This is a genomic window from Variovorax saccharolyticus, assembly GCF_030316765.1.
In the GTDB taxonomy this organism is placed as follows: Bacteria; Pseudomonadota; Gammaproteobacteria; order Burkholderiales; family Burkholderiaceae_C; genus Variovorax; species Variovorax saccharolyticus.
The window spans coordinates 265563-283990 of record NZ_JASZYT010000010.1 but is presented as its reverse complement, the minus strand read 5'-3'; the positions used below and the strand labels follow the sequence as shown (position 1 = coordinate 283990).

The 18428-nt window shown below is 69.5% G+C and carries 19 protein-coding genes and 1 pseudogene; 13 read left to right on the top strand and 7 right to left on the bottom strand.

The genetic code is table 11. The features are described from left to right. The first annotated feature begins 6 nt into the window (after window positions 1–6). Genes QTI45_RS27880 through QTI45_RS27865 form a run of 4 tightly spaced genes read left to right on the top strand, consistent with a single transcriptional unit; the run spans window position 7 to window position 3458 of the window. Window positions 7–867: a VOC family protein gene (locus tag QTI45_RS27880; protein WP_286656642.1), complete on the top strand. Its 861-nt coding sequence runs from the start codon at window positions 7–9 to the stop codon at window positions 865–867. A 1-nt stretch (window position 868) separates the two neighbouring features. Next, complete coding sequence (locus QTI45_RS27875; RefSeq protein ID WP_286656641.1) at window positions 869–1963, top strand: M14 family metallopeptidase; 1095 nt, start codon at window positions 869–871, stop codon at window positions 1961–1963. A 44-nt stretch (window positions 1964–2007) separates the two neighbouring features. Continuing rightward, window positions 2008–3030, top strand: a complete 1023-nt coding sequence (locus tag QTI45_RS27870; RefSeq protein WP_286656640.1) for a quinone oxidoreductase family protein — start codon at window positions 2008–2010, stop codon at window positions 3028–3030. Beyond that, window positions 3027–3458 carry a PaaI family thioesterase gene (locus tag QTI45_RS27865; RefSeq protein ID WP_286656639.1) on the top strand — a complete coding sequence of 144 codons (432 nt, stop codon included), beginning with the start codon at window positions 3027–3029 and terminating at the stop codon, window positions 3456–3458. The genes QTI45_RS27870 and QTI45_RS27865 overlap by 4 nt, the downstream gene beginning before the upstream one ends. Window positions 3459–3502: 44 nt before the next feature. Here QTI45_RS27865 and QTI45_RS27860 read toward each other — a convergent pair whose 3' ends face one another. Both QTI45_RS27860 and QTI45_RS27855 read right to left on the bottom strand, forming a co-directional pair. After that, the gene (locus QTI45_RS27860; RefSeq protein WP_286656638.1) at window positions 3503–4324 is read right to left on the bottom strand and encodes an alpha/beta fold hydrolase; all 822 of its coding nucleotides are present in this window, start codon (window positions 4322–4324) and stop codon (window positions 3503–3505) included. 358 nt (window positions 4325–4682) lie between these two features. Continuing rightward, complete coding sequence (locus QTI45_RS27855) at window positions 4683–5054, bottom strand: response regulator (RefSeq protein ID WP_286656637.1); 372 nt, start codon at window positions 5052–5054, stop codon at window positions 4683–4685. A gap of 158 nt (window positions 5055–5212) precedes the next feature. Between QTI45_RS27855 and QTI45_RS27850 the strand changes: the two genes are divergently transcribed. Further along, window positions 5213–5947: a response regulator gene (locus QTI45_RS27850; RefSeq protein ID WP_286656636.1), complete on the top strand. Its 735-nt coding sequence runs from the start codon at window positions 5213–5215 to the stop codon at window positions 5945–5947. 46 nt (window positions 5948–5993) lie between these two features. On the opposite strand, the gene QTI45_RS27845 is transcribed toward QTI45_RS27850, so the two are convergent. Next, window positions 5994–6515: a Dps family protein gene (locus QTI45_RS27845; RefSeq protein WP_286369321.1), complete on the bottom strand. Its 522-nt coding sequence runs from the start codon at window positions 6513–6515 to the stop codon at window positions 5994–5996. Between the two features lie 217 nt (window positions 6516–6732). Between QTI45_RS27845 and QTI45_RS27840 the strand changes: the two genes are divergently transcribed. Then, the gene (locus tag QTI45_RS27840) at window positions 6733–7977 is read left to right on the top strand and encodes an MFS transporter (protein ID WP_286656635.1); all 1245 of its coding nucleotides are present in this window, start codon (window positions 6733–6735) and stop codon (window positions 7975–7977) included. Further along, a pseudogene (locus QTI45_RS27835) lies at window positions 7908–8138 on the top strand (formate dehydrogenase accessory sulfurtransferase FdhD); the annotation flags it as partial. The gene QTI45_RS27840 and the pseudogene QTI45_RS27835, both read left to right, overlap by 70 nt. A gap of 4 nt (window positions 8139–8142) precedes the next feature. On the opposite strand, the gene QTI45_RS27830 reads toward QTI45_RS27835, so the two are convergent. From QTI45_RS27830 to QTI45_RS27820, 3 genes are all read right to left on the bottom strand, one after another. Next, window positions 8143–8451: a UBP-type zinc finger domain-containing protein gene (locus QTI45_RS27830; RefSeq protein ID WP_286371590.1), complete on the bottom strand. Its 309-nt coding sequence runs from the start codon at window positions 8449–8451 to the stop codon at window positions 8143–8145. Window positions 8452–8512: 61 nt separating this feature from the next. Beyond that, window positions 8513–9652, bottom strand: a complete 1140-nt coding sequence (locus QTI45_RS27825) for an FAD binding domain-containing protein (protein WP_286656634.1) — start codon at window positions 9650–9652, stop codon at window positions 8513–8515. Between the two features lie 195 nt (window positions 9653–9847). Continuing rightward, window positions 9848–10774, bottom strand: coding sequence for a LysR family transcriptional regulator (locus QTI45_RS27820; RefSeq protein WP_286656633.1), 927 nt, complete (start codon window positions 10772–10774; stop codon window positions 9848–9850). Window positions 10775–10888: 114 nt separating this feature from the next. Here QTI45_RS27820 and QTI45_RS27815 point away from each other — a divergent pair, with 114 nt between their 5' ends. After that, the gene (locus tag QTI45_RS27815) at window positions 10889–12121 is read left to right on the top strand and encodes an MFS transporter (protein WP_286656632.1); all 1233 of its coding nucleotides are present in this window, start codon (window positions 10889–10891) and stop codon (window positions 12119–12121) included. A gap of 28 nt (window positions 12122–12149) precedes the next feature. On the opposite strand, the gene QTI45_RS27810 is transcribed toward QTI45_RS27815, so the two are convergent. After that, entirely contained in the window at window positions 12150–13079 is a 930-nt protein-coding gene (locus tag QTI45_RS27810) for a LysR family transcriptional regulator (RefSeq protein ID WP_286656631.1), read from the bottom strand. Window positions 13080–13186: 107 nt separating this feature from the next. Here QTI45_RS27810 and QTI45_RS27805 point away from each other — a divergent pair, with 107 nt between their 5' ends. The 5 genes from QTI45_RS27805 (at window position 13187) to QTI45_RS27785 (ending at window position 18390) form a co-directional block, all read left to right on the top strand. Next, complete coding sequence (locus QTI45_RS27805; RefSeq protein ID WP_444813319.1) at window positions 13187–14629, top strand: NAD-dependent succinate-semialdehyde dehydrogenase; 1443 nt, start codon at window positions 13187–13189, stop codon at window positions 14627–14629. A 36-nt stretch (window positions 14630–14665) separates the two neighbouring features. After that, complete coding sequence (locus QTI45_RS27800) at window positions 14666–15661, top strand: Bug family tripartite tricarboxylate transporter substrate binding protein (RefSeq protein WP_286656629.1); 996 nt, start codon at window positions 14666–14668, stop codon at window positions 15659–15661. Between the two features lie 14 nt (window positions 15662–15675). Beyond that, window positions 15676–16704 (top strand): NAD(P)H-quinone oxidoreductase, encoded by a 1029-nt coding sequence (locus tag QTI45_RS27795; RefSeq protein ID WP_286656628.1) that lies wholly within the window; start codon window positions 15676–15678, stop codon window positions 16702–16704. Window positions 16705–16924: 220 nt separating this feature from the next. Continuing rightward, window positions 16925–17824 carry a hypothetical protein gene (locus QTI45_RS27790; RefSeq protein ID WP_286656627.1) on the top strand — a complete coding sequence of 300 codons (900 nt, stop codon included), beginning with the start codon at window positions 16925–16927 and terminating at the stop codon, window positions 17822–17824. Beyond that, a complete protein-coding gene (locus tag QTI45_RS27785) occupies window positions 17821–18390 on the top strand; it encodes a hypothetical protein (RefSeq protein ID WP_286371581.1) in 570 nt (189 codons plus the stop codon). The genes QTI45_RS27790 and QTI45_RS27785 overlap by 4 nt, the downstream gene beginning before the upstream one ends. The last annotated feature ends 38 nt before the right edge of the window (window positions 18391–18428 follow it).

The following is an 18428-nucleotide window of genomic DNA, read 5'->3' as shown; positions in this document are numbered from 1 at the left end:
AACCCCTTGAGCGACTTGCCCCTTCTTCAGATCGACCACGTCGTCATCGGCGTGAAAGACCAACTCGACAGTGCCTCGGCGCGCTATCGCGAGCTCGGCTTCTCGCTGCTGGAGCGAGGTCATCACACGCTGGGGACCAGCAACCACCTGGCCATCTTCGGCGACGACTACCTCGAACTCCTCGGCTACGAGCCGGCGCTCGCCTCGGCCCAGGCCGACAAGCCCATGTGGCAATACCCGCAAGGCCTGATCGGCCTGGTCTTCAAGCCGGCCAACGTGCACGACCTCGCGCAGCAGCTGAAGGCGCGCGGCGTGCCGGTCGACGAGCCGCTGTCTTTCTCGCGGCCGGTCACTTTGCCGGACGGCCGGGTTGCGGATGCCCGCTTCCAGGTCCTGCACCTGCCCGCCGACACCAGCCCGGGCGGCGTGGTGTTCTTCTGCCAGCACGAGACGCCCGAGAACGTCTGGCAGGACGCCTGGCGCACGCACCCGAATGGCGTCACGGGCATTCGAGAGTTCGTGATATCGGCCGTCGACCCCGTGGCCAGCGCGCGCCCGTTCATCAAGGCCTTCGGCGACCAGGGGGTGAGTCAGGTGCCGGGCGGCCTGCGTCTGGCCACCGGGCGTTCGGCGGTGCTGTTCCTGACACCGGAGCAGCTGGGCGTCCAGCTGCACGGACAGGCGGCGCCCGCCGGCACCACGGGTGACCGCTACGCGGCGCTCACCTTGCGCACCCACGACCTCGACGCTGCGCGCGCAGTGCTCGCGCGCGGAGGAATCCAGGGTGTGATCGAGCTGCCCCATCGACTGATCGTGCCGGCCGACCAGGCCTTTGGCCTGGCAATCGTCTTCACCGACCGGGACTGAGATGAACTTCACCGATTTCTTCGCCGCCAGCTATGTGGGCGCACGGGAGCGGTTTCGCCGCTCGGCCCAGGCGGCAGGCGCGGCCACGCTGGAGGCCTTCACGCATCCCGAGGAGCGTGGGCCTTCGGGCGAGGCGCTCACCGTCGACATCGCACACCTGGGCGATCGCAAGGGCTCGAGGCAGTTGCTGGTCATCAGCGGAACCCATGGCCAGGAAGGCTATGCCGGGTCGGCGGCACAGGTGGCCTGGCTCAAGAGCGGCGATGCGGCACGCATCCCCGCGGATACCGGCGTCCTGCTGGTGCACGGCATCAACCCCTACGGCTTCGCGCGCGGGACGCGCACCACCGAGAACAACGTCGACCTGAACCGCAACTTCGTCGATCACCGCAAGCCGCATCCGGTCAACCCGCGCTACGACGAATTGCGCGAGCACCTGGTGCCCGCCCACTGGTCCCAGGACCAGCTGGCCGCCGGAGATGCAGGTGAGAAAGCCTTCGTGGAACGCCATGGGGCCGATGCGCTGTTCGACACCCTGGCCCGGGGGCAGTATGTCGATCCGCTCGGCCCGTTCTACGGTGGCGTGCAGCGCGAGTGGTCGAATCTGACCCTGGAAAAGATCGTGCGCGAGCAGCTCGGCAGCGCCGAGAAGGTGGGATTGATCGACTGGCACACCGGCATCGGGGAGCGCGGCCAACCGTTCTTCCTGTGCTTCAACGAGGAAGGCTCGGCGGAGCAGGCCGAGGCCGCTCGCTGGTGGGGCGCCGACAAGGTCATCGGCTCCCGGCCCAACGGCCTGGCGCGGCCTCACTACCAAGGGCTGGTGTTTTACGGCGTGCAGTCGTTTCTCGAAGGCCGGCAGCTGGCGGGCGCGGTGATCGAGTTCGGCACGCGCGGCAGCGCCACCGGACGCGCGCTGCGCCTGGACCAATGGCTGCGGCGCCACGGTGCCGGCCTCGACGACGACGTGCGCCAGCAGATGGCCGCCGACGTGCTCGACGCGCTGAACCCGGTGGCCGAGGACTGGCGTGATGCCGTGTGGCAGCACGGGCTGGCCTTGACGCAGGCAGCGGTCCGCGGCGTCGCGAGCTGGTGATCCTCCCATTCAATGAATCAAATCCAACCCAACGAGAACACCTGATGAAAGCACTTGTACTGAGAGAGCACGGCGGCCCCGAGCAACTCGAGCTGGAGACCGATTTCCCCGACCCGGTGGCGGGGGAGGGCGACGTGGTGGTGCGGGTGCGCTCGACCTCGCTCAACTACCACGACGTCTTCACCCGCCGCGGCATGCCCGGCATCCGCATTCCCCTGCCGGCGATCATGGGGCTGGACGTGGCCGGCGAGATCGTCTCCATCGGCGCCGGCGTCGAGGGCTGGGCGATCGGCGACCGGGTACTGGTCGATCCGATCAACCGCATCGAAGGCGGATTGATGGGGGAGACGGTGCACGGCGGCCTCGCCGAGCTGTGTCGGGCGCGCGCGCACCAGCTGATCCGATTGCCTGACGCGGTGAGTTTCGACGAAGCGGCCGCGCTGCCCGTGGCCTATGGCACCGCGCTGCGGATGGTGAGCACGATCGGCCAGGTGAAGGCCGGAGAGAAAGTCCTGATCCTGGGCGCGAGCGGGGGCGTCGGCGTCTGCGCGCTGCAGCTGTGCAAGGCCGCGGGTGCCTACGTGATCGCCTGCGCGGGCACGCCCGCCAAGGCCGAGCAGCTGAAGGCGCTGGGCGCCGACGAGACCATCCTCTACACCGAGGAGGATTTCGTGCAGGTTTCGCATGCGCGGCACGGCAAGCCGACGATCAGGCGCAGTCCCGAGGGGGTGCCCCAGCGTGGCGTCGACGTGGTGGTCAACTTCACGGGCGGCGACACCTGGGTCAAGGGCTTGAGGACCCTGCGCGTGGGCGGGCGGGCCTTGACCTGCGGCGCCACGGCGGGCTACGACCCGAAGGAAGACCTGCGCTTCATCTGGACCTTCGAGCTGCAGATCCGCGGCTCCAACGGCTGGCAGCGCGACGACATCCACACGCTGCTCGACAAGGTGCAGCGCGGCGAGTTGAAAGTACCCATCGATCAGCGCTATTCGCTGGCCGATGGCACCCGCGCGCTGGACAGCCTCGAACAGCGCCGCATCGTCGGCAAGGTGCTGGTGAATCCATGAGTACGCCGCAGGTGACGCCCTTCACGCTGGCGCAGGTGCAGCAGCACTTCGACGAGTCGCCTTACATCTCCACCCTGGGCCTGAAGGCCGAATCGCTCGACCTCGAGGAAGGGCTGCTGGCCGTGCGAGTGCCGATGCGGCCCGAGTTCGAGCGGGGCCGCGGCAGCAGGCAGTGGCATGGTGGCCCGCTGGCCGCGATCATCGACACGGTGGGCGACTTCGCGCTGGCGATGCAGCTCGGCCGGGGGCTGCCGACCATCAACTTCCGCGTCGACTACCTTCGCCCGGCGATCGACACCGACTTGAAAGTGGTCGCGCGGGTTCGTCGCAATGGCCGCACCGTCGGCGTGGCCGATGTGGATCTGTTCGACGGCGACGGCCGCCTGTTGGCGATCGGCCGGGCGTCGTTCGCCACCCTGGCAGGGTAGCGAACGCGCTGCGTCCGGGAAGCCGCCGCAGCGCCGCGGCTTCCTCAGCCCCTGGCGAACGCCAGCAGGTCCGCGCTCACTTCGTCCTTGCGCGTCGTGCACATGCCGTGCGGCGCTCCCTCGTAGATCTTCAGCGTGGAACCCTTCACGAGCTTGGCCGAGAGCAGCGCCGAGTCGGCGATCGGCACGATCTGGTCGTCGTCGCCGTGCAGGATCAGCGTCGGCACGTCGAACTTCTTCAGATCCTCGCTGAGGTCGGTTTCCGAGAAGGCCTTGACGCAAAAGTACGAGGCCGGCATGCCGGCGGCCATGCCCTGCAGCCAGAACGACTCGCGCACGCCTTCGGACACCTTGGCGCCGGGCCGGTTGTAGCCGTAGAAGGGCATGCTCAAGTCTTTCCAGAACTGCGAGCGGTCGGCCAGCACGCCGGCGCGGATGCCGTCGAAGGCTTCGAGCGGGGTGCCGCCCGGGTTGGCCTCGGTCTTGACCATCAGCGGCGGCACGGCGCCGATCAGGACCGCCTTGGCGACGCGCGCCGTGCCGTGGCGGCCGATGTAGCGCGCGACCTCGCCACCGCCGGTCGAGTGGCCGACATGGATCGCGTCCTTCAGGTCGAGCTGCTTCACCAGCGCCGCCAGGTCGTCGGCGTAGGTGTCCATGTCATTGCCTTGCCAGGGTTGGCTGGAACGACCATGGCCGCGGCGGTCGTGCGCGATGCAGCGGAAACCGTGCGCGGCGAGGAAGAACATCTGGTCCTCGAAGGCGTCGGAGGACAGGGGCCAGCCATGGCTGAAGACGATCGGCTGGCCGCTGCCCCAGTCCTTGTAGAAGATCTCGGTGCCGTCGGCGGTGGTGATGGTGCTCATGGGAGTTCCGGTGGTTGAGTGGAGCCACTACTTTCGGACTCCCGCATTGCGCCGGCATTGCAATCCGCGGCGCCTTGTTTCACCTGCAACCGAGCGTCCGCGCCAGGGTCGATCAATCAGCGGCGCCGCCTTCCCCCAACCAGCGCCTCCCCGGTGACCCGCGAGCGCGTCCCCAGGCAGACTGCGGCCGGTGGTCTCCCACCATTAGCCGGTGTCGCGCAGCAGGACGTCGACCGCGATCATGATCTGCTGGTGCAGCCGCCAGCCATCGTAGATCGCGGAGCCGGCGAAGGCGGCAATCAGGACCACGCCCGCTGCAATGATCCGCTGCCTCAGGCGCTCACCCGACGTCATGCGGCTACAGGGCGGCCGCCACGGCGCCGAGCAATTCTTCCCTGGTGCAGGGCTTGGCGAGCAGCCGGCTGACGCCGAGCGTGCGGCTGGCGCCGGAATCGATGCCCAGACTGCGTCCAATCAGGGTCGAGATGCCGATGACCGCCGCCTGCGGATAGGCCGCGTGCACCACCTGGACCGCGTGGGCGGCCTCGCCGCTGCGCGAGCGCGGATGCGGCAGGTCGAGGATGACCAGATCGACCGCGTCGTCGGTGACAGTGCCGCTCGCGGCGTCGTGCCGCGGCACCGAGCGGACCTCGTGTCCCTCGCTGGCCAGCCATTCGGAGATCAGCACGCGCATCGCGCTATCTTCCTCGATGACCATGATCTTCGACATGAAATCAGTCCCGTCCGTTGCCGGGGCGTCGTTGCGCCCCCTGGGACCGATTGGCGCCGATGCCGGTGCCGGCGCAATGTCAGAGCCGGGGCCGGAGATTTCATCTGCAATCGATCGGTAGGCACGCGTAGGACCAATTGAATTACGCTTCGAGCGACATGAACACAGCCTCCCCCCACATCCTCGTCGTCGACGACGATCCGGCACTGCGCGAGCTGCTGTCGGCCTATCTGTCGGAGAACGAATTCCAGGTGACCGCCGTGGCGACCGGCGCCGAGATGAACGCGGTGCTGCAGGACAGCGTGATCGACCTGGTCATGCTCGACCTGCGGCTGGGCGGCGAGGATGGCATGCAGCTGGCGCGCGGCCTGCGGGACACCAGCGAGCTGCCGGTCATCATCGTCACCGGCAAGCAGGACGAGGCCGACCGGGTGATGGGCCTGGAGATCGCCGCCGACGAGTACGTCACCAAGCCTTTCAGCAACCGCGAGATGCTGGCCCGAATCCGCGCCGTGCTGCGCCGCTACCAGGCGCGCACCGATGTGGCGTCGCCGGTCCGCAGCAGCAAGCGCCGCGCCTATCGGTTCGCGGGCTGGGAGCTCAACCTGCTGGCGCGCCGGCTGACCTCGCCCGAGGGGCAGCGCGTCGAGCTGAGCAACGGCGAGTTCAACCTGCTGCTGGCGCTGTGCGAGCAGCCGCAGCGCGTGCTGTCGCGCGACCAGTTGCTGGAGCTGTCGCGGCTGCACGGCGCCGAGGTGTACGACCGTTCGATCGACGTTCAGATCCTGCGGCTGCGGCGCAAGATCGAGGTCGACGCCTCGGCGCCGAAGATGATCCGTACCGAGCGCGGCGCCGGCTACGTGTTCGAGCCGCAGGTGCAGGTGCTGCACTGAGCCGCGCGATGCGAGCCCTTGCGAGGGCTCGCACCGTGCAGTCCGTTCAGGCCGCGCGGCCGGTCTCGAACAGGAACCAGGCGCGCCGCTCGGCCTCGTCGATCCAGTTCTCCAGCAGGCTCGCGGTGGCGACATCGCCATGGGCGTCGCACATCGCATGGGTGGCGCGCATGTAGTCGACCAGGCGCAGGTTGTCCTCGCGCAGTTCGGCCAGCATGTCGCCCGGCGTGACGAAGGGCGCATCGTTGTCCGACAGGCGCTGGTGGCGCGAGATGTCGCCGATCGAGCGCAGCGTGCTGCCGCCGAGCTTGCGCGCGCGCTCGGCGAGCGGGTCGGTGAGGGCGAAGACCTGGTCCGACTGCTCGTCGAGCATCAGGTGGTAGTCGCGAAAGTGCGGGCCGGACATGTGCCAGTGGAAGTTCTTCGTCTTCAGGTAGAGCGCGAAGCTGTCCGCCAGCAGGGCCGCGAGGCCGGCGCCGATGTCGCGCCGGGCATCGGCGCCGAGGGCGGTCGGGGTGCGCAAGGGCGCCTGGCGGCGGGCGAGAGTGGATTCGAGTGTGGTGGTCATGAAAGCGGCCTCTGTGAATTGCATCGGGGTTGGAGATGAACGGCCGGCCGATGCGTTGCCGGGTCCATGGATGCACTGTGGGGTGCGCGGATTGCCGCGTCGTTTCATGGCCGACGACCATGTTGCAGATGAAATGCCCGGAGCCGAACTTGATGCGAAGCGGAAATGCCGCCGACCGAGGATCGAGGCCGCCATTCATCGACAAGGAGCCCTAGCCATGAACACCTCGCCCCATCCGGCGCAGCTACGGGTTGTAGCGGCCGCCGCTCTGCTGAAGCCTTCGCTGGTCCTGCTGCTGGCAGGCGGCGCCGGCGCCTCGGTGGCGGCGCTCTACTACAGCCAGCCGATGCTCGGCATCCTCGGGCCCGACATCGGCTCATCGGCCCGGGCCGTCGGGCTGATGCCCACGCTCACGCAGGTCGGCTACGCCCTGGGCATCTTCTTTCTCGCGCCGCTGGGCGACCGCTTCGACCGGCGCCTCATCATCCTGCTCAAGGCCGCGCTGCTGTGCGCGGCGCTGCTGCTCGCCGCCGCGGCGCCTTCGCTTGCGGTCCTGCTGGGCGCCAGCCTCGTCATCGGGCTGGCGGCCACGATGGCACAGGACATCGTTCCGGCGGCGGCCACGATGGCCCCGGAAGTCCATCGAGGCAAGGTCGTCGGCACGGTCATGACCGGATTGCTGCTCGGGATCCTGCTGTCGCGCGTGGTCAGCGGCTTCGTCGCCGAGCATTGGGGCTGGCGCGCCATGTTCGTCCTGGCGGCGGCCAGCATCGCGCTGGTCGGCGCCAGCGCCTGGCGCATGCTGCCGGCCTTCAGGCCGACCACGCAGCTGGGCTACGGCGCGCTGCTGCGCTCGCTCGCCAGCCTGTGGCAGCGGCATGGGGCACTGCGCCGCGCCACCTGGGCGCAGGGCCTGCTGTCGGTCGGCTTCAGCGCCTTCTGGTCCACGCTGGCCGTGATGCTGCATGGCGAGCCCTTCCATCTCGGTGCCGCCGCCGCCGGGGCCTTCGGCCTCGCGGGTGCGGCCGGCGCGCTGGTCGCGCCGATGGCCGGCCGCCTCGCGGACCGGCGCGGCCCCGAACTGGTGACCCGGCTGGGCGCCGCGCTGGTCGTCCTGTCGTTCGCGGCCATGGCCTTCGCCGGCCTGCTGCAGCCCGGCGCCCAGCTCTGGCTGCTGGCGGCCGGCGCGGTGGGCTTCGACCTCGGCATCCAGGCTGCGCTGATCGCGCACCAGACCATCGTCTACGGCATCGATCCCGGCGCCCGCAGCCGCCTCAATGCGGTGCTCTTCACGGGCATGTTCATCGGCATGGCGGTCGGTTCGGCGCTGGGTGCCCTGCTGCTCGCGCAATGGGGGTGGATCGCGGTCAGCGCGCTGTCCGCGCTCGCGGCCACTGCCGCGCTGGCGCTGCGGATCTGGCCGCAAGCAAAACCGGGGAGCTTGGCGACCTGCTCGACGTGATGGAAGACGTGGGCCGGCACAACGCACTCGACAAGCTGCTCGGCACGCTCGCGATGGGCGTGCGGCTGGCGCAACTCGCCGGCGTTCGCCTGTGGGGCCTGTGCCGTGCGCCGCGCGCGGTGCTGTATGCCGCGGGCAGTCCGCACGACGACCGGACTTGAACAGTCAGAAGTACCGGGGGATCGGTCCGAGCTGCGGGGTCGTGTCATCGCCGAGGTCCAGCCCGACGCGATCGACGTAGCACCATCCCCAGCCTTCCGGCGGGTCGTAGCCTTCGATGACAGGGTGCGATGTCGCATGGAAGTGCGCGCGCGCATGGCGGTTGGGCGACTCGTCGCAGCAGCCCACGTGGCCGCAGGTCCGGCACAGCCGGAGATGGACCCAGTTGCTGCCGGTCTTGAGGCATTCCTCGCAGCCCTTGGCGCTGGGCAGCACTTGCCGGATGCCTGCGGTGTGCGTGCATTGCCTGGTCATTTCGGTGTCCTCACGAGTGGAGAGATGCGGGTGGGGCCGTCGTCGACGACCATGGGCCACATCATGCGATCCCCATGATCTCGTTGCCCATCGAAATGCCCCGTTCGCCCATCCAGGCACCGGCGTTCAACTGTTCTGCTCCCCAGGCCGCCAAGCGGGTGTCGATGGCGCGCTGGCCCGGCGCCACGGCCTTCGCGAGCGATAGCGCGTCGGCTGCCGCCTTCGCCGTGCTGCCTGCGGTGTGCGGTCGCGGCACGAAGGCGGCATCGCCGATCAGCACGGTGCGTCCGAACACCATGCGCGGGACCGCCAGGTCGAGAATGGCTTGAATGAAGGGCGCTTCGGTGGCGAGCACCAGTTCGCGCAGGCTCGGCGCCAGCAGTTGCCGCGCATCTCGCCGCAAGGCGGCGATCGGTGCATCCCGCAGCGCGTCGGGCGGCAAGGAGAACGCGTGTGCCACGCCGTCGCGGTCGGTGAGCAGCTCTGTCAGCGGCAAGCCGGCGGGCACCTTGCGGTACCAGACCCAGTTCCAGCGCCGGGCGCCTTCGGCCACGGACCCGTCTTCGCCGGGAACCCGGTACTCGAGCACGAGGTGGTCGCGCCCTTGCTGAAACACGAAGGCGCTGCCGAGCCTGGCGGCAGCCGCAGGGGCCAATGCCGACTCGGGCACCAGCCCGCGCCAGGCGACATAGCCTGCATACGTCGGCTTGAGCCCCGGCAGCAACTGGCTGCGCACGGTGGAGCCCGCGCCATCGGCGCCGATCAACAGATCGCCTCGCTCCAGGCGGCCGCTCGCGAACAGCGCCGTCACGCGCTCGCCCGTCTGCTTGAAGCTCACCAGCCGTTCGCCCGCATGGATGCAGGTGGCCGGCAATGCCCTTCGCATGGCGCCGTAGAGCATGTTCCAGGAGGTCTGGGTCTGCGGCATCCAGGAGCGGTGGATCACGCCGTCCTCGGCGTCGAGGTAGATGCGGTCGCCCGATCGCACGCCCAGCGCGTCGGCGTGGCCGACGCCGGCAAAGCGAAAGGCGGCCAGCACGTCGGGCTGCAGCACGATGCCGCCGCCGCGGCTGTCGAGTGCGTCCGGCGAGCGCTCGAAGACCGCGACATCCCAGCCGACGGCACGCAGGGTGGTCGCCGCGAACAGGCCGCTGAGCGAGCCGCCGGCGATGATCGCGCGAGGGCGGTCCGGCGTGGTCATGTGGAAAGCGCCGGAGCGGCTGGTGGGAGGGCGTGCAGTGCGAGGTGGCGAGGCGTCATCGGTGCTCCTTGTGTGCCGCGACTCAGGCGACGCCTCGACTGTCGGTGGCCGGCGTTTCCGGCCGATTTCATGCGGCGGGCGGGTCTCTTACAGATGCAAGATTCCGGGCCGTGGAGGAACCTCGTTCCCTGCGATCTACGTCGGCCACTCGAAGCGCATCGCCTCGATGAATCGCTTCAGCTTGGGCGGCTGGAGTCGCGCCTGCGGATAGGTCAGATAGACCGGCAGGGCGGCTGCCTGCCACTCGGGCGCCAGCTGGATCAGGCGGCCTTGCGCAAGCTCCTCGGCCAGGAGCCAGGTCGAGCCCACGCACACGCCCATCCCCATCACGGCGGCGCTGCGCAGGGCGTAGAGACTGTCGGTGCTCAGGCGCGGGCGCAGGGCGACGCGGCAGCTCTCGCCGCTCCTGGCGTGCGACAGCAGGATCTCGGTGCGGTAGAAGGTGCGCAGCGCGAGCCACGGCAGTGCCGCGAGTTCGCGCGCGTGCGTGGGTGCCGGCAAGCCCTCGAGCACCGAGGGCGCAGCGACCACGATGCGGGGTACCTCGCTGAGCTTGATGGCGACGACGCCGAGGTCGTTCACCTCGCCGACCTGGATCGCGCAGTCGACCCCCTCGGCGATGAAGTCGGGGCGCCGGTCGTGCAGCAGCCATTCGACGCTGACCCGCGGATGGCGCCGGATGTAGGCGGCCAGCGGCCCGACCAGCAACTGCTGGCCGAAGGCGTGCGGCGCCACCACGCGCAGCATGCCCTCGGGTTCCTCGTCGTCGCCCCGCAGGTCGGACTCGAAAGCCTGCCAGCTCTCGATCAGCTCCCGGGCGCGCTCGACGCAGCGCTCGCCATCCTCGGTCAGCTTCATCGCATGCGTGGAGCGGCGCAGCAGACGCACCCCGAGCAGGCGCTCCAGCGCCTGAAGCCGGCGACTGACCGTCGGCTGCGTGGTCCGCATCTGCGCCGCCGCGGCCGACAGGCTGCCCGCCTCGACGATCTGCACGAAGGTCTTCATCAGTTCGATGCGGTCGGACGAGGCGACGATGGCGGAGGGCAGGGTGGACGGCGGCATGGTTGCAAGAGTTGTATGCGTCGAACGTATAACTATTGTGCGCTCTTGATGACTACCAAGAGGAAGGCTGCAGGGCCAAACTCCAGCTCATTCAAGATATCAAGGGTTTTCACCATGTCTTCCATTCAAGTGGCGCATGCGAGCGCTGCAGGCGACGCCCAGGCGATGCCCGCGCAAATGCCGGCTTCGCTGGTCTTTCTGCTGGCCAGCGGCGCCGGCCTGGCGGTGGCGTCGATCTACTACAGCCAGCCGATGCTGGGCGTCCTGGGCGCCGACGTCGGCGCCTCGACCCGCGAGGTCGGTTTCGTGCCCACGCTGACGCAACTGGGCTACGCGCTCGGCCTCCTGCTGCTGGCGCCGCTCGGCGATCGCTTCGACCGGCGCCGCATCATCCTCGCGAAGGCGGCGGCGCTGTGCGCGGCCCTGTTGCTGGCCGGTGCTGCTCCCGGCATCGGGCTGCTGCTGGTGGCCAGCCTGGCGATCGGCCTGGCCGCCACCATGGCGCAGGACATCGTGCCCGCCGCGGCCACGTTGGCGCCCGAGTCGCATCGCGGCAAGGTGGTCGGCATGGTGATGACGGGCCTGCTGCTCGGCATCCTGCTGTCGCGCGTCGTGAGCGGCTTCGTGGCCGAGCATTTCGGCTGGCGCGCGATGTTCGTGCTGGCGGCGGCGAGCGTCGCGCTGATCGGCGCTGCGGCCTGGCGCGGCCTGCCGCGCTTCCGGCCGACGACGCAGCTGGCCTACGGTGCGCTGCTGGGCTCGCTGGCCGCGCTCTGGCGGCGCCATCCCGGTCTGCGCCGGGCGACCCTGGCGCAGGGGCTGCTGGCGATCGGCTTCAGCGCGTTCTGGTCGACGCTGGCCGTGATGCTGCATGGCGAGCCCTTCCATCTCGGCAGCGCTGCGGCCGGCGCCTTCGGGCTGGCCGGTGCCGCCGGCGCGTTGGCTGCGCCGCTGGCCGGCCGGCTGGCCGACCGCCGCGGCCCCGAACGGGTGACGCGCCTCGGCGCCGGGCTGGTGGTGCTGTCGTTCGCGGCCATGGCGCTGATGCCGCTGCTGTCGCCCCACGCCCGGCTGTGGCTGCTGGCGGTCAGCGCCGTCGGCTTCGACCTCGGCGTGCAGGCCACGCTGATCGCCCATCAGACCATCGTCTACGGCATCGAGCCCGCGGCCCGCAGCCGGCTCAACGCGGTGCTGTTCACGGGCATGTTCATCGGCATGGCCGTGGGCTCCGCACTGGCCGCTCTGCTGCTGCCGCAATGGGGCTGGATGGGCGTGACCGCGCTGGCGACGGCGTCGGGCGTGGGCGCGCTGGCGCTGCGTCTGTGGCCGGCGCGGCGGGCGGGCTAGCTGCGCGGCGCCTCGAGTTCGCCCCCCGTCACGCTTCGCCGTTCATCGCGCGCTGCCAGCTCGCCGGCCGGCCGACGAAGTCGGTCAATGCGGCCGCGAAGGCCTTCAGGCGGGCACTCGGACGCGGCAGCGCGCGCACCAGATGAATCCCGGTCGCCTCGGCGGCAGGCAGGCCCTGCGGATGCAAGGCCACCAGCGCTCCGCGGCCGATGTCGTGCCCGACGACCCAATCCGGCAGGCGGACGATGCCGACGCCGTCGACCGCGGCCTGACGCTGGGCGTCGAAGTCGTCCGCTTCGAACACGCAGCAGCCGTGCTGCAGCAGGTCCTCTCCCAACACCTCGCGCCAGCCGAGCGGGCTCTGGCTTCGGCGCTTGTCGATCAGCCGGTGGTTGTCGAGGGCGTCCAGCGCCTGCAGCGGGCCCTGGCGCCGCAGGTAGTCCGGCGCAGCGCACACGACGTAGGCCTGGTCGGCGAGCCGGCTGCTGAAGAGCGCGCTGTCGGGCAGGTTGCCGAAGCGGATGGCTAGGTCGAGCCTTTCCGTGGTCGGGTCGGCGAGCCGCTCCGTCAGGTCCAGCTCCACGCTCAAGCCCGGGTGGGCCTGCAACAGCTTCGCGAGGCAGGGAACCACGTAGCGCCGTCCGAAGGTGGGCAGGCAACTCACGCGCAGCACGCCTTCGACCGCAGCCTCGACCGAACTGACCTCGCTGCGTGCATCGGCAAGATCGCTGAGGATCTGGACCGCGCGGCGGAACAGCAGTTCACCCGCGTCGGTGGGGCGCATCGCGCGCGTGGAGCGCGTGAACAGCGACGCCTTCAGTTCTTCTTCAAGCGCATCGATCTGCCGCGCCACCGAGGACACGGCCACACCCCTGCGCCGCGCCACGGCGGAGAAGGAGCCGGTACGCACCGTGTCGACGAAGACCTCCAGGTTTTCCATGGTGCGGGCTTGGCTCATATTTGCGTTCCTTGCAAAGATGTTTCGCGAGAGCGAGGGATTGTCCGCTTGAAGGTGTCCCCATACGATCCCTCGACTTCATCGATTTAAGCATGCAAAGCAAAGGAATGCAGGTGTCTGTTCAGTATGACGAGCTGTTTCTCTTCATCGAGGGCGAGTGGATCGGCGGGGCGGGCCGGGACAACTCGCCGGTACTCAATCCGGCGACCGGGGCGGTGATCGGTCGCGTGCCTTATGCGCGTCGAGAGGATCTGGATCGCGCACTGGAGGCAGCGGATCGCGGCTTCGAGGTCTGGCGCAGAACGCCCGCCTACGATCGGGCCAAGGTGTTGCGCGGTACCGCGGCCCTTCTGCGCGAGCGCGCCGAGGCCATCGCCAGGCAGCTGACCCTGGAGCAGGGCAAGGCCCTGCACGAGGCGCAGTACGAGGTCGCCAGTGCCGCCGATTACTTCGAGTGGTTCGCCGAAGAGGGGCGCCGTGTCTACGGCCGCACCGTCCCTTCGAGGCGTCCGGAGGTGCACCAGCGCGTCCACAAGGAGCCGATCGGGCCCGTCGCGGCGTTCGCACCCTGGAACTTCCCCGCCATCACGCCCAGCCGCAAGATCGCGGCCGCACTGGCGGCAGGCTGCTCCGTCGTGCTCAAGCCCGGAGAGGAGTGCCCGGCAACCGCGTTGGCGATTGCACGCGCCCTGGACGACGCCGGCTTGCCCAAGGGCGTGCTGAACGTGGTGTTCGGCGTGCCCGAGCTGATCTCGCGCCATCTCATCGAGTCGCCGGTGATCCGCAAGGTCTCCTTCACCGGCTCTGTGCCGGTGGGTCGACTGCTGGCGGCGCAAGCCGGCCAGGCGCTCAAGCCCATCACGCTGGAACTCGGCGGACATGCGCCGGTGCTGGTGTTCGCCGACGCCGACCTCGACGCGGCGGCCCGGCTGGTGGCGGCGGGCAAGTTCCGCGGCACCGGGCAGATCTGCCTGTCGCCCACGCGGATCCTGGTGCAGCGCCCCGTGTACGAGGCCTTCCTGTCGAAGTTCGTCGCCGAAACGCAGGCCTTGAAGGTGGGTGATGGCCTGGACCCCGAAACGCAGGTGGGTCCGATCTCGAACGCGCGGCGCGTCGAGGCCATCGCGGCCCTGGTGGCCGACGCCCGCGCCTGTGGCGCCACCGTGCGCACCGGGGGCGGGCGCATCGATCGGCCGGGCCTGTTCTGGCAGCCCACCGTCCTCACGGACGTGCCGGCGCACGCGAGGGTCATGCACGAAGAGCCTTTCGGCCCGCTGGCCGTGGTGTGCCCGTTCGAGACCATCGACGAAGCCCTCGCCGAGGCCAACCGCCTGCCGTACGGCCTGGCGGCCTACGCCTTCACGGAGTCGACGCGCACCGCGGTGCGCGTGGGCAACGAACTGGAAGCCGGGATGATCGGCATCAACCACGCCCAGATGATCGTCTGCGAGCTGCCGTTCGGCGGCATCAAGGACAGCGGCTACGGCTCCGAAGGCGGTGCCGAAGGCATCCAGAGCTACCTCAGCACGAAGTTCATCAGCCAGATCTGAGGCCGGCATCCGCAGGACGAACAAGGAGACAAGACCATGAAGCTCATGAACCGGAGCACCTGGCGCCGTGGCGCGGCTGCGCTGCTGTGTGCAGCGGCTGCCCTGTGCGGCGCCGCCTTCGCGCAGGACGACTACCCGAGCCGGCCGATCACGCTCGTCGTTCCATTCCCGGCCGGTGGCGTCACCGACGTGGTGGCGCGCGAACTGGCCCATCGCCTGAGTGCGTCGCTCGGGCAAGCCGTGGTTGTCGACAACCGCGCGGGCGCCAGCGGGAACATCGGCACGCACGCCGTGGCCCGCGCCGCGCCGGACGGCTACACCCTGGGCGTGCTGACGGTCAGTGCCCTGTCCATCGGCCCGCACCTGAGCCGAAAGCTGCCCTTCGATCCCGCGCGCGACTTCACGCCCATCACGAACCTGGTGAATACGCCGGGCGCCGTGATTGCCGCCCCCGGCACGCCCTTCAACAACTTCCCGGAGTTCGTGAAGCATGCAAAGGCGAACCCGGGCCGGGTCACCTATGCCAGCGTGGGCCCCGGTTCGATCCCGCACCTGACGGCGGAGATCCTCGCCAAGGCGGTCAAGGTCGACATGGTCCACGTCCCCTACAAGGGCGCGGCACCTGCGATGCAGGACCTGTTGGCCAACCATGTCGACCTGTCGTTCGAGACCTCGCTGGCCACCACCATGACCTACCACGCCAGCAAGCGCATCAAGGTGCTGGCGGTCACGGGGCCGAACCGCGTGCCGATGCTGCCGGATGTGCCCACCGTGGCCGAGTCCGGCTACCCGGGCTTCGGCGTCCAGGGCTGGTTCGGCTTCTTCGGCCCGCGCGGCCTGCCGCCGGCCATCGTGGACAAGCTCAACAAGGCGGCCGTCCAGGCCTTTGCCGACCCTGCGCTGCGCCAGCGGCTCGAACAGCTCGGCATGCAGCCCGAGACAGGCACTCCGCAGCAATTTCGACAGTTCTTGGCCCAGCAGGACAAGGCGTGGGCCGAGGCAGTCAAGGACTTGAAGATCACCCTGGAATGAAAGAGAAAAAATCAATGCAAGCCATCGTCTTCGACGACTTCGGCGGACCCGAAGTGCTCGTGAGCCGCGAGATCGCCGCACCGGAAGTCCGACCCCATGATCTGCTGGTGCGCAACGCTTCCATCGGGGTCAATCGCGCCGACCTCTCGCATCGCAAGGGTGCCTACGGCCGCGCCTATTTCGGCGACGCCGACACGATGGGCCTGGAGATTGCCGGCACCGTGGTCGAGATGGGGCCGCTGGTGCAGGGCTTCCGCGTGGGTGACCGCGTCATGGGCATCGTGGGCGGCGGCGCCTATGCCGAACTCTCGCGCATCGATCACCGGATGGCCATGCACGTGCCAGAAGGCCTCGCGCTGGTCGATGCCGGTGCGGTCGCCGAGGTGTTCGTGACCGCGCACGAAGCCCTGTTTCATCTGGCCCGCCTGCAGGCTGGCGAGTCGGTGCTGATCCATGCGGCGGCGGGTGGTGTCGGCTCGGCCGCGGTGCAACTCGCGCACGCTGCCGGCGCGCGTGTGTTCGCCACCGCGGGCGGCGACAAGCGCGATGCGGTCCTGGGCTTCGGGGCGGATGAGGTCATCGATTACCGCAGCGACGACTTCCAGGCCGTGGTGGCCCGCAGGACGGAGGGCAAAGGCGTCGACGTCGTGATCGACTTCATCGGCGCCCCCTACCTGGAGCGCAACCTGCGTTCGCTGGCGGTGGGCGGACGCATGGTGGTCGTGGGCCTGCTGGGAGGCGCGGAAGGCGCCGCGCTGCCCATGGACCTGCTGCTGTACCGCCATCTGCAGATCTTCGGCACGGTCATGAAGTCGCGGCCTCCCGAGGTCAAGCAGGCCATGACTCAACGCTTCGCGCAGCAATGGCTTGGCGCCCTGGCGGCCGGCGCGATCCGGCCCGTGATCGACAGCCGCTACCCGCTCGCCGATGCGGCCCAGGCGCATCGGCGCATGGAATCGGGCGAGAGCGTCGGCAAGATCCTGTTGCTGCCCGGTCCGACCATCCCCAATCCGAAGGTTTCGCAGCGCACGCCGACGCCATAGAGTGCGTGGCATGAAGCCACGTCACAAGGGCTGTCGCCTCCAAGCCGCACTCTGCGCCCTCGCGCTCGCCGCATGCGCCGGCATGACTGCGGCGCAAGTCAGGGGCGATGTCGCACCCCGTCAGGCTCCTGCCGGCGCAGCAGGGGCGCGAGAGGGTGCGGCGCCGCAAGCAGGCCAGAGCCCGTCCGGACAGGTCCCTCCCGCAAGGCCCGGGGGCAGGGTGTCCGCCGGCGAAGGCGCCGCGCTGGGGCTCGGGATCGGACTCGCGCTCGGCGCCCTGGCCAAGGGTGCCGCGGCCCCGCCACCGGCTGGACAGGGCGACGAGGCGCTGAGGGAGTCCAACCGGGGGCTGAATGCGCAGAACCAGCAGCTGCGACAGACCATCGACACCCTGAACGCCCAGATCCTGCAGCTGCGCCGGACCATCGAGTCGTTGAATGCACGGATCGCCGCGCTTGGGGCCGCCGATGCGGCGGCGACCTCCGCGCATCAGAAGGAGCAGGCCCAGGCGGCGAAGACCGAAAGGGACGCGAACCAGCAGCAAGCCGCAAACCGGGCGCTGCAAGGCCAGGTCGGCGAACTCTCGAAGCTGATCGAATCGCTTCGGGCCCAGGCCGGGAATGCGAGCACCCGGCTCGACCAGGCCAGCCAGGAACTCTCGCAGGCGAAGGCCGATCAGGCGAGAACCGCGCAGGCGCTGGAAGCGGCCAACCAGCGCATCGCGAACCGGGAGCAGGAGGCCCAAAGGCAGCGCAACGAACTGGCGGCGACATCCACGCGCGTTCTGCAGTTCGAAGACGAGACGCGCCGCCTGCAGGCTGCGTTCGCGGCTGCGCAGCGTGAGCGCTGGTCCTGGGCCGCCTTGTTCGCGCTGCTCGGCGCCGGACTCGCGGCGGCGGCCGTGCGATGGTGGTGGCCCAAGCCGGTCCAGGTGGTAAAGCCGCTGTCGGTATCGGTCGGCCTCGGCGCCTGGTCGCTCGAAGCCGCGTCGCCCGCGGCCGGCCCGGCCGCGTCGTTTCAGGTGCGCACCCAGTGGCTGCCGGTCGGCTCGGGCGTGCGCCCGGCCGGCGAACTGGTCGCTCGGCCCAGCCTGGTGGCGATCCACGGAGAAGCAGCATGAGCGACTCGACATTCACGCTCGCGGCCCTGCTGCCGCATGACCTTGCCATCGACTCGTCGCAGATGCATCTGCAGGGCGATGACGCCGCCCCTTCGAAAGGACCGGAGAAGGGTTTTCTGGAAGCGAAGATCCAGGAAGGGGTGGCCTCGGCGCTGAACCTGGACGTGCTGGAGCTGGTGGCCCAGGCGTGGGCCAAGACGGCGGAGCTGCAGAAGGCCGCGACCGCGGATCGGCGCGGGTCGGGGCAGCCCACGCACATGTTCCTGGCGAAGCATGACGTCGTCTGCGACAACAAGCTCAAGGTCGCGCTGGAGTTCGCCGGAGTTCCGGCCATCACCGACCACCTGAACCTGCGCCTGAAGGCGATGTTCGAGGGAGTCGGCGTGACCATCGAGAACGGTTGCATCGTCGCGCTGGACGCAGGGCGCGGCAGCGCCAGGGCGGAGCTGCTCTACAGCAACGCGAGCCTGCTCGGCCAGTCGACCGACTGGGTCGCACTGCCGGGCAAGCACAGGCTCGCGCACCCGGTGCAGATCGGTCGCGGCAAGGCCGTTCACGCGGCTTGACGGGCAGCACCGCCGGGTGAGGCGCCGCCGGGCCTGCC

Coding starts and splice junctions, on each gene's coding strand:
- QTI45_RS27815 (WP_286656632.1), top strand. CDS start 10,889: ATGTCTTCCATTCAAGTGGCGCATGCGAGCGCTGCAGGCGACGCCCAG.
- QTI45_RS27820 (WP_286656633.1), bottom strand. CDS start 10,774: ATGCCGCCGTCCACCCTGCCCTCCGCCATCGTCGCCTCGTCCGACCGC.
- QTI45_RS27830 (WP_286371590.1), bottom strand. CDS start 8,451: ATGACCAGGCAATGCACGCACACCGCAGGCATCCGGCAAGTGCTGCCC.
- QTI45_RS27860 (WP_286656638.1), bottom strand. CDS start 4,324: ATGAGCACCATCACCACCGCCGACGGCACCGAGATCTTCTACAAGGAC.
- QTI45_RS27840 (WP_286656635.1), top strand. CDS start 6,733: ATGAACACCTCGCCCCATCCGGCGCAGCTACGGGTTGTAGCGGCCGCC.
- QTI45_RS27795 (WP_286656628.1), top strand. CDS start 15,676: ATGCAAGCCATCGTCTTCGACGACTTCGGCGGACCCGAAGTGCTCGTG.
- QTI45_RS27850 (WP_286656636.1), top strand. CDS start 5,213: ATGAACACAGCCTCCCCCCACATCCTCGTCGTCGACGACGATCCGGCA.
- QTI45_RS27845 (WP_286369321.1), bottom strand. CDS start 6,515: ATGACCACCACACTCGAATCCACTCTCGCCCGCCGCCAGGCGCCCTTG.
- QTI45_RS27855 (WP_286656637.1), bottom strand. CDS start 5,054: ATGTCGAAGATCATGGTCATCGAGGAAGATAGCGCGATGCGCGTGCTG.
- QTI45_RS27805 (WP_444813319.1), top strand. CDS start 13,187: ATGCAGGTGTCTGTTCAGTATGACGAGCTGTTTCTCTTCATCGAGGGC.
- QTI45_RS27865 (WP_286656639.1), top strand. CDS start 3,027: ATGAGTACGCCGCAGGTGACGCCCTTCACGCTGGCGCAGGTGCAGCAG.
- QTI45_RS27875 (WP_286656641.1), top strand. CDS start 869: ATGAACTTCACCGATTTCTTCGCCGCCAGCTATGTGGGCGCACGGGAG.
- QTI45_RS27810 (WP_286656631.1), bottom strand. CDS start 13,079: ATGAGCCAAGCCCGCACCATGGAAAACCTGGAGGTCTTCGTCGACACG.
- QTI45_RS27870 (WP_286656640.1), top strand. CDS start 2,008: ATGAAAGCACTTGTACTGAGAGAGCACGGCGGCCCCGAGCAACTCGAG.
- QTI45_RS27800 (WP_286656629.1), top strand. CDS start 14,666: ATGAAGCTCATGAACCGGAGCACCTGGCGCCGTGGCGCGGCTGCGCTG.
- QTI45_RS27785 (WP_286371581.1), top strand. CDS start 17,821: ATGAGCGACTCGACATTCACGCTCGCGGCCCTGCTGCCGCATGACCTT.
- QTI45_RS27825 (WP_286656634.1), bottom strand. CDS start 9,652: ATGACCACGCCGGACCGCCCTCGCGCGATCATCGCCGGCGGCTCGCTC.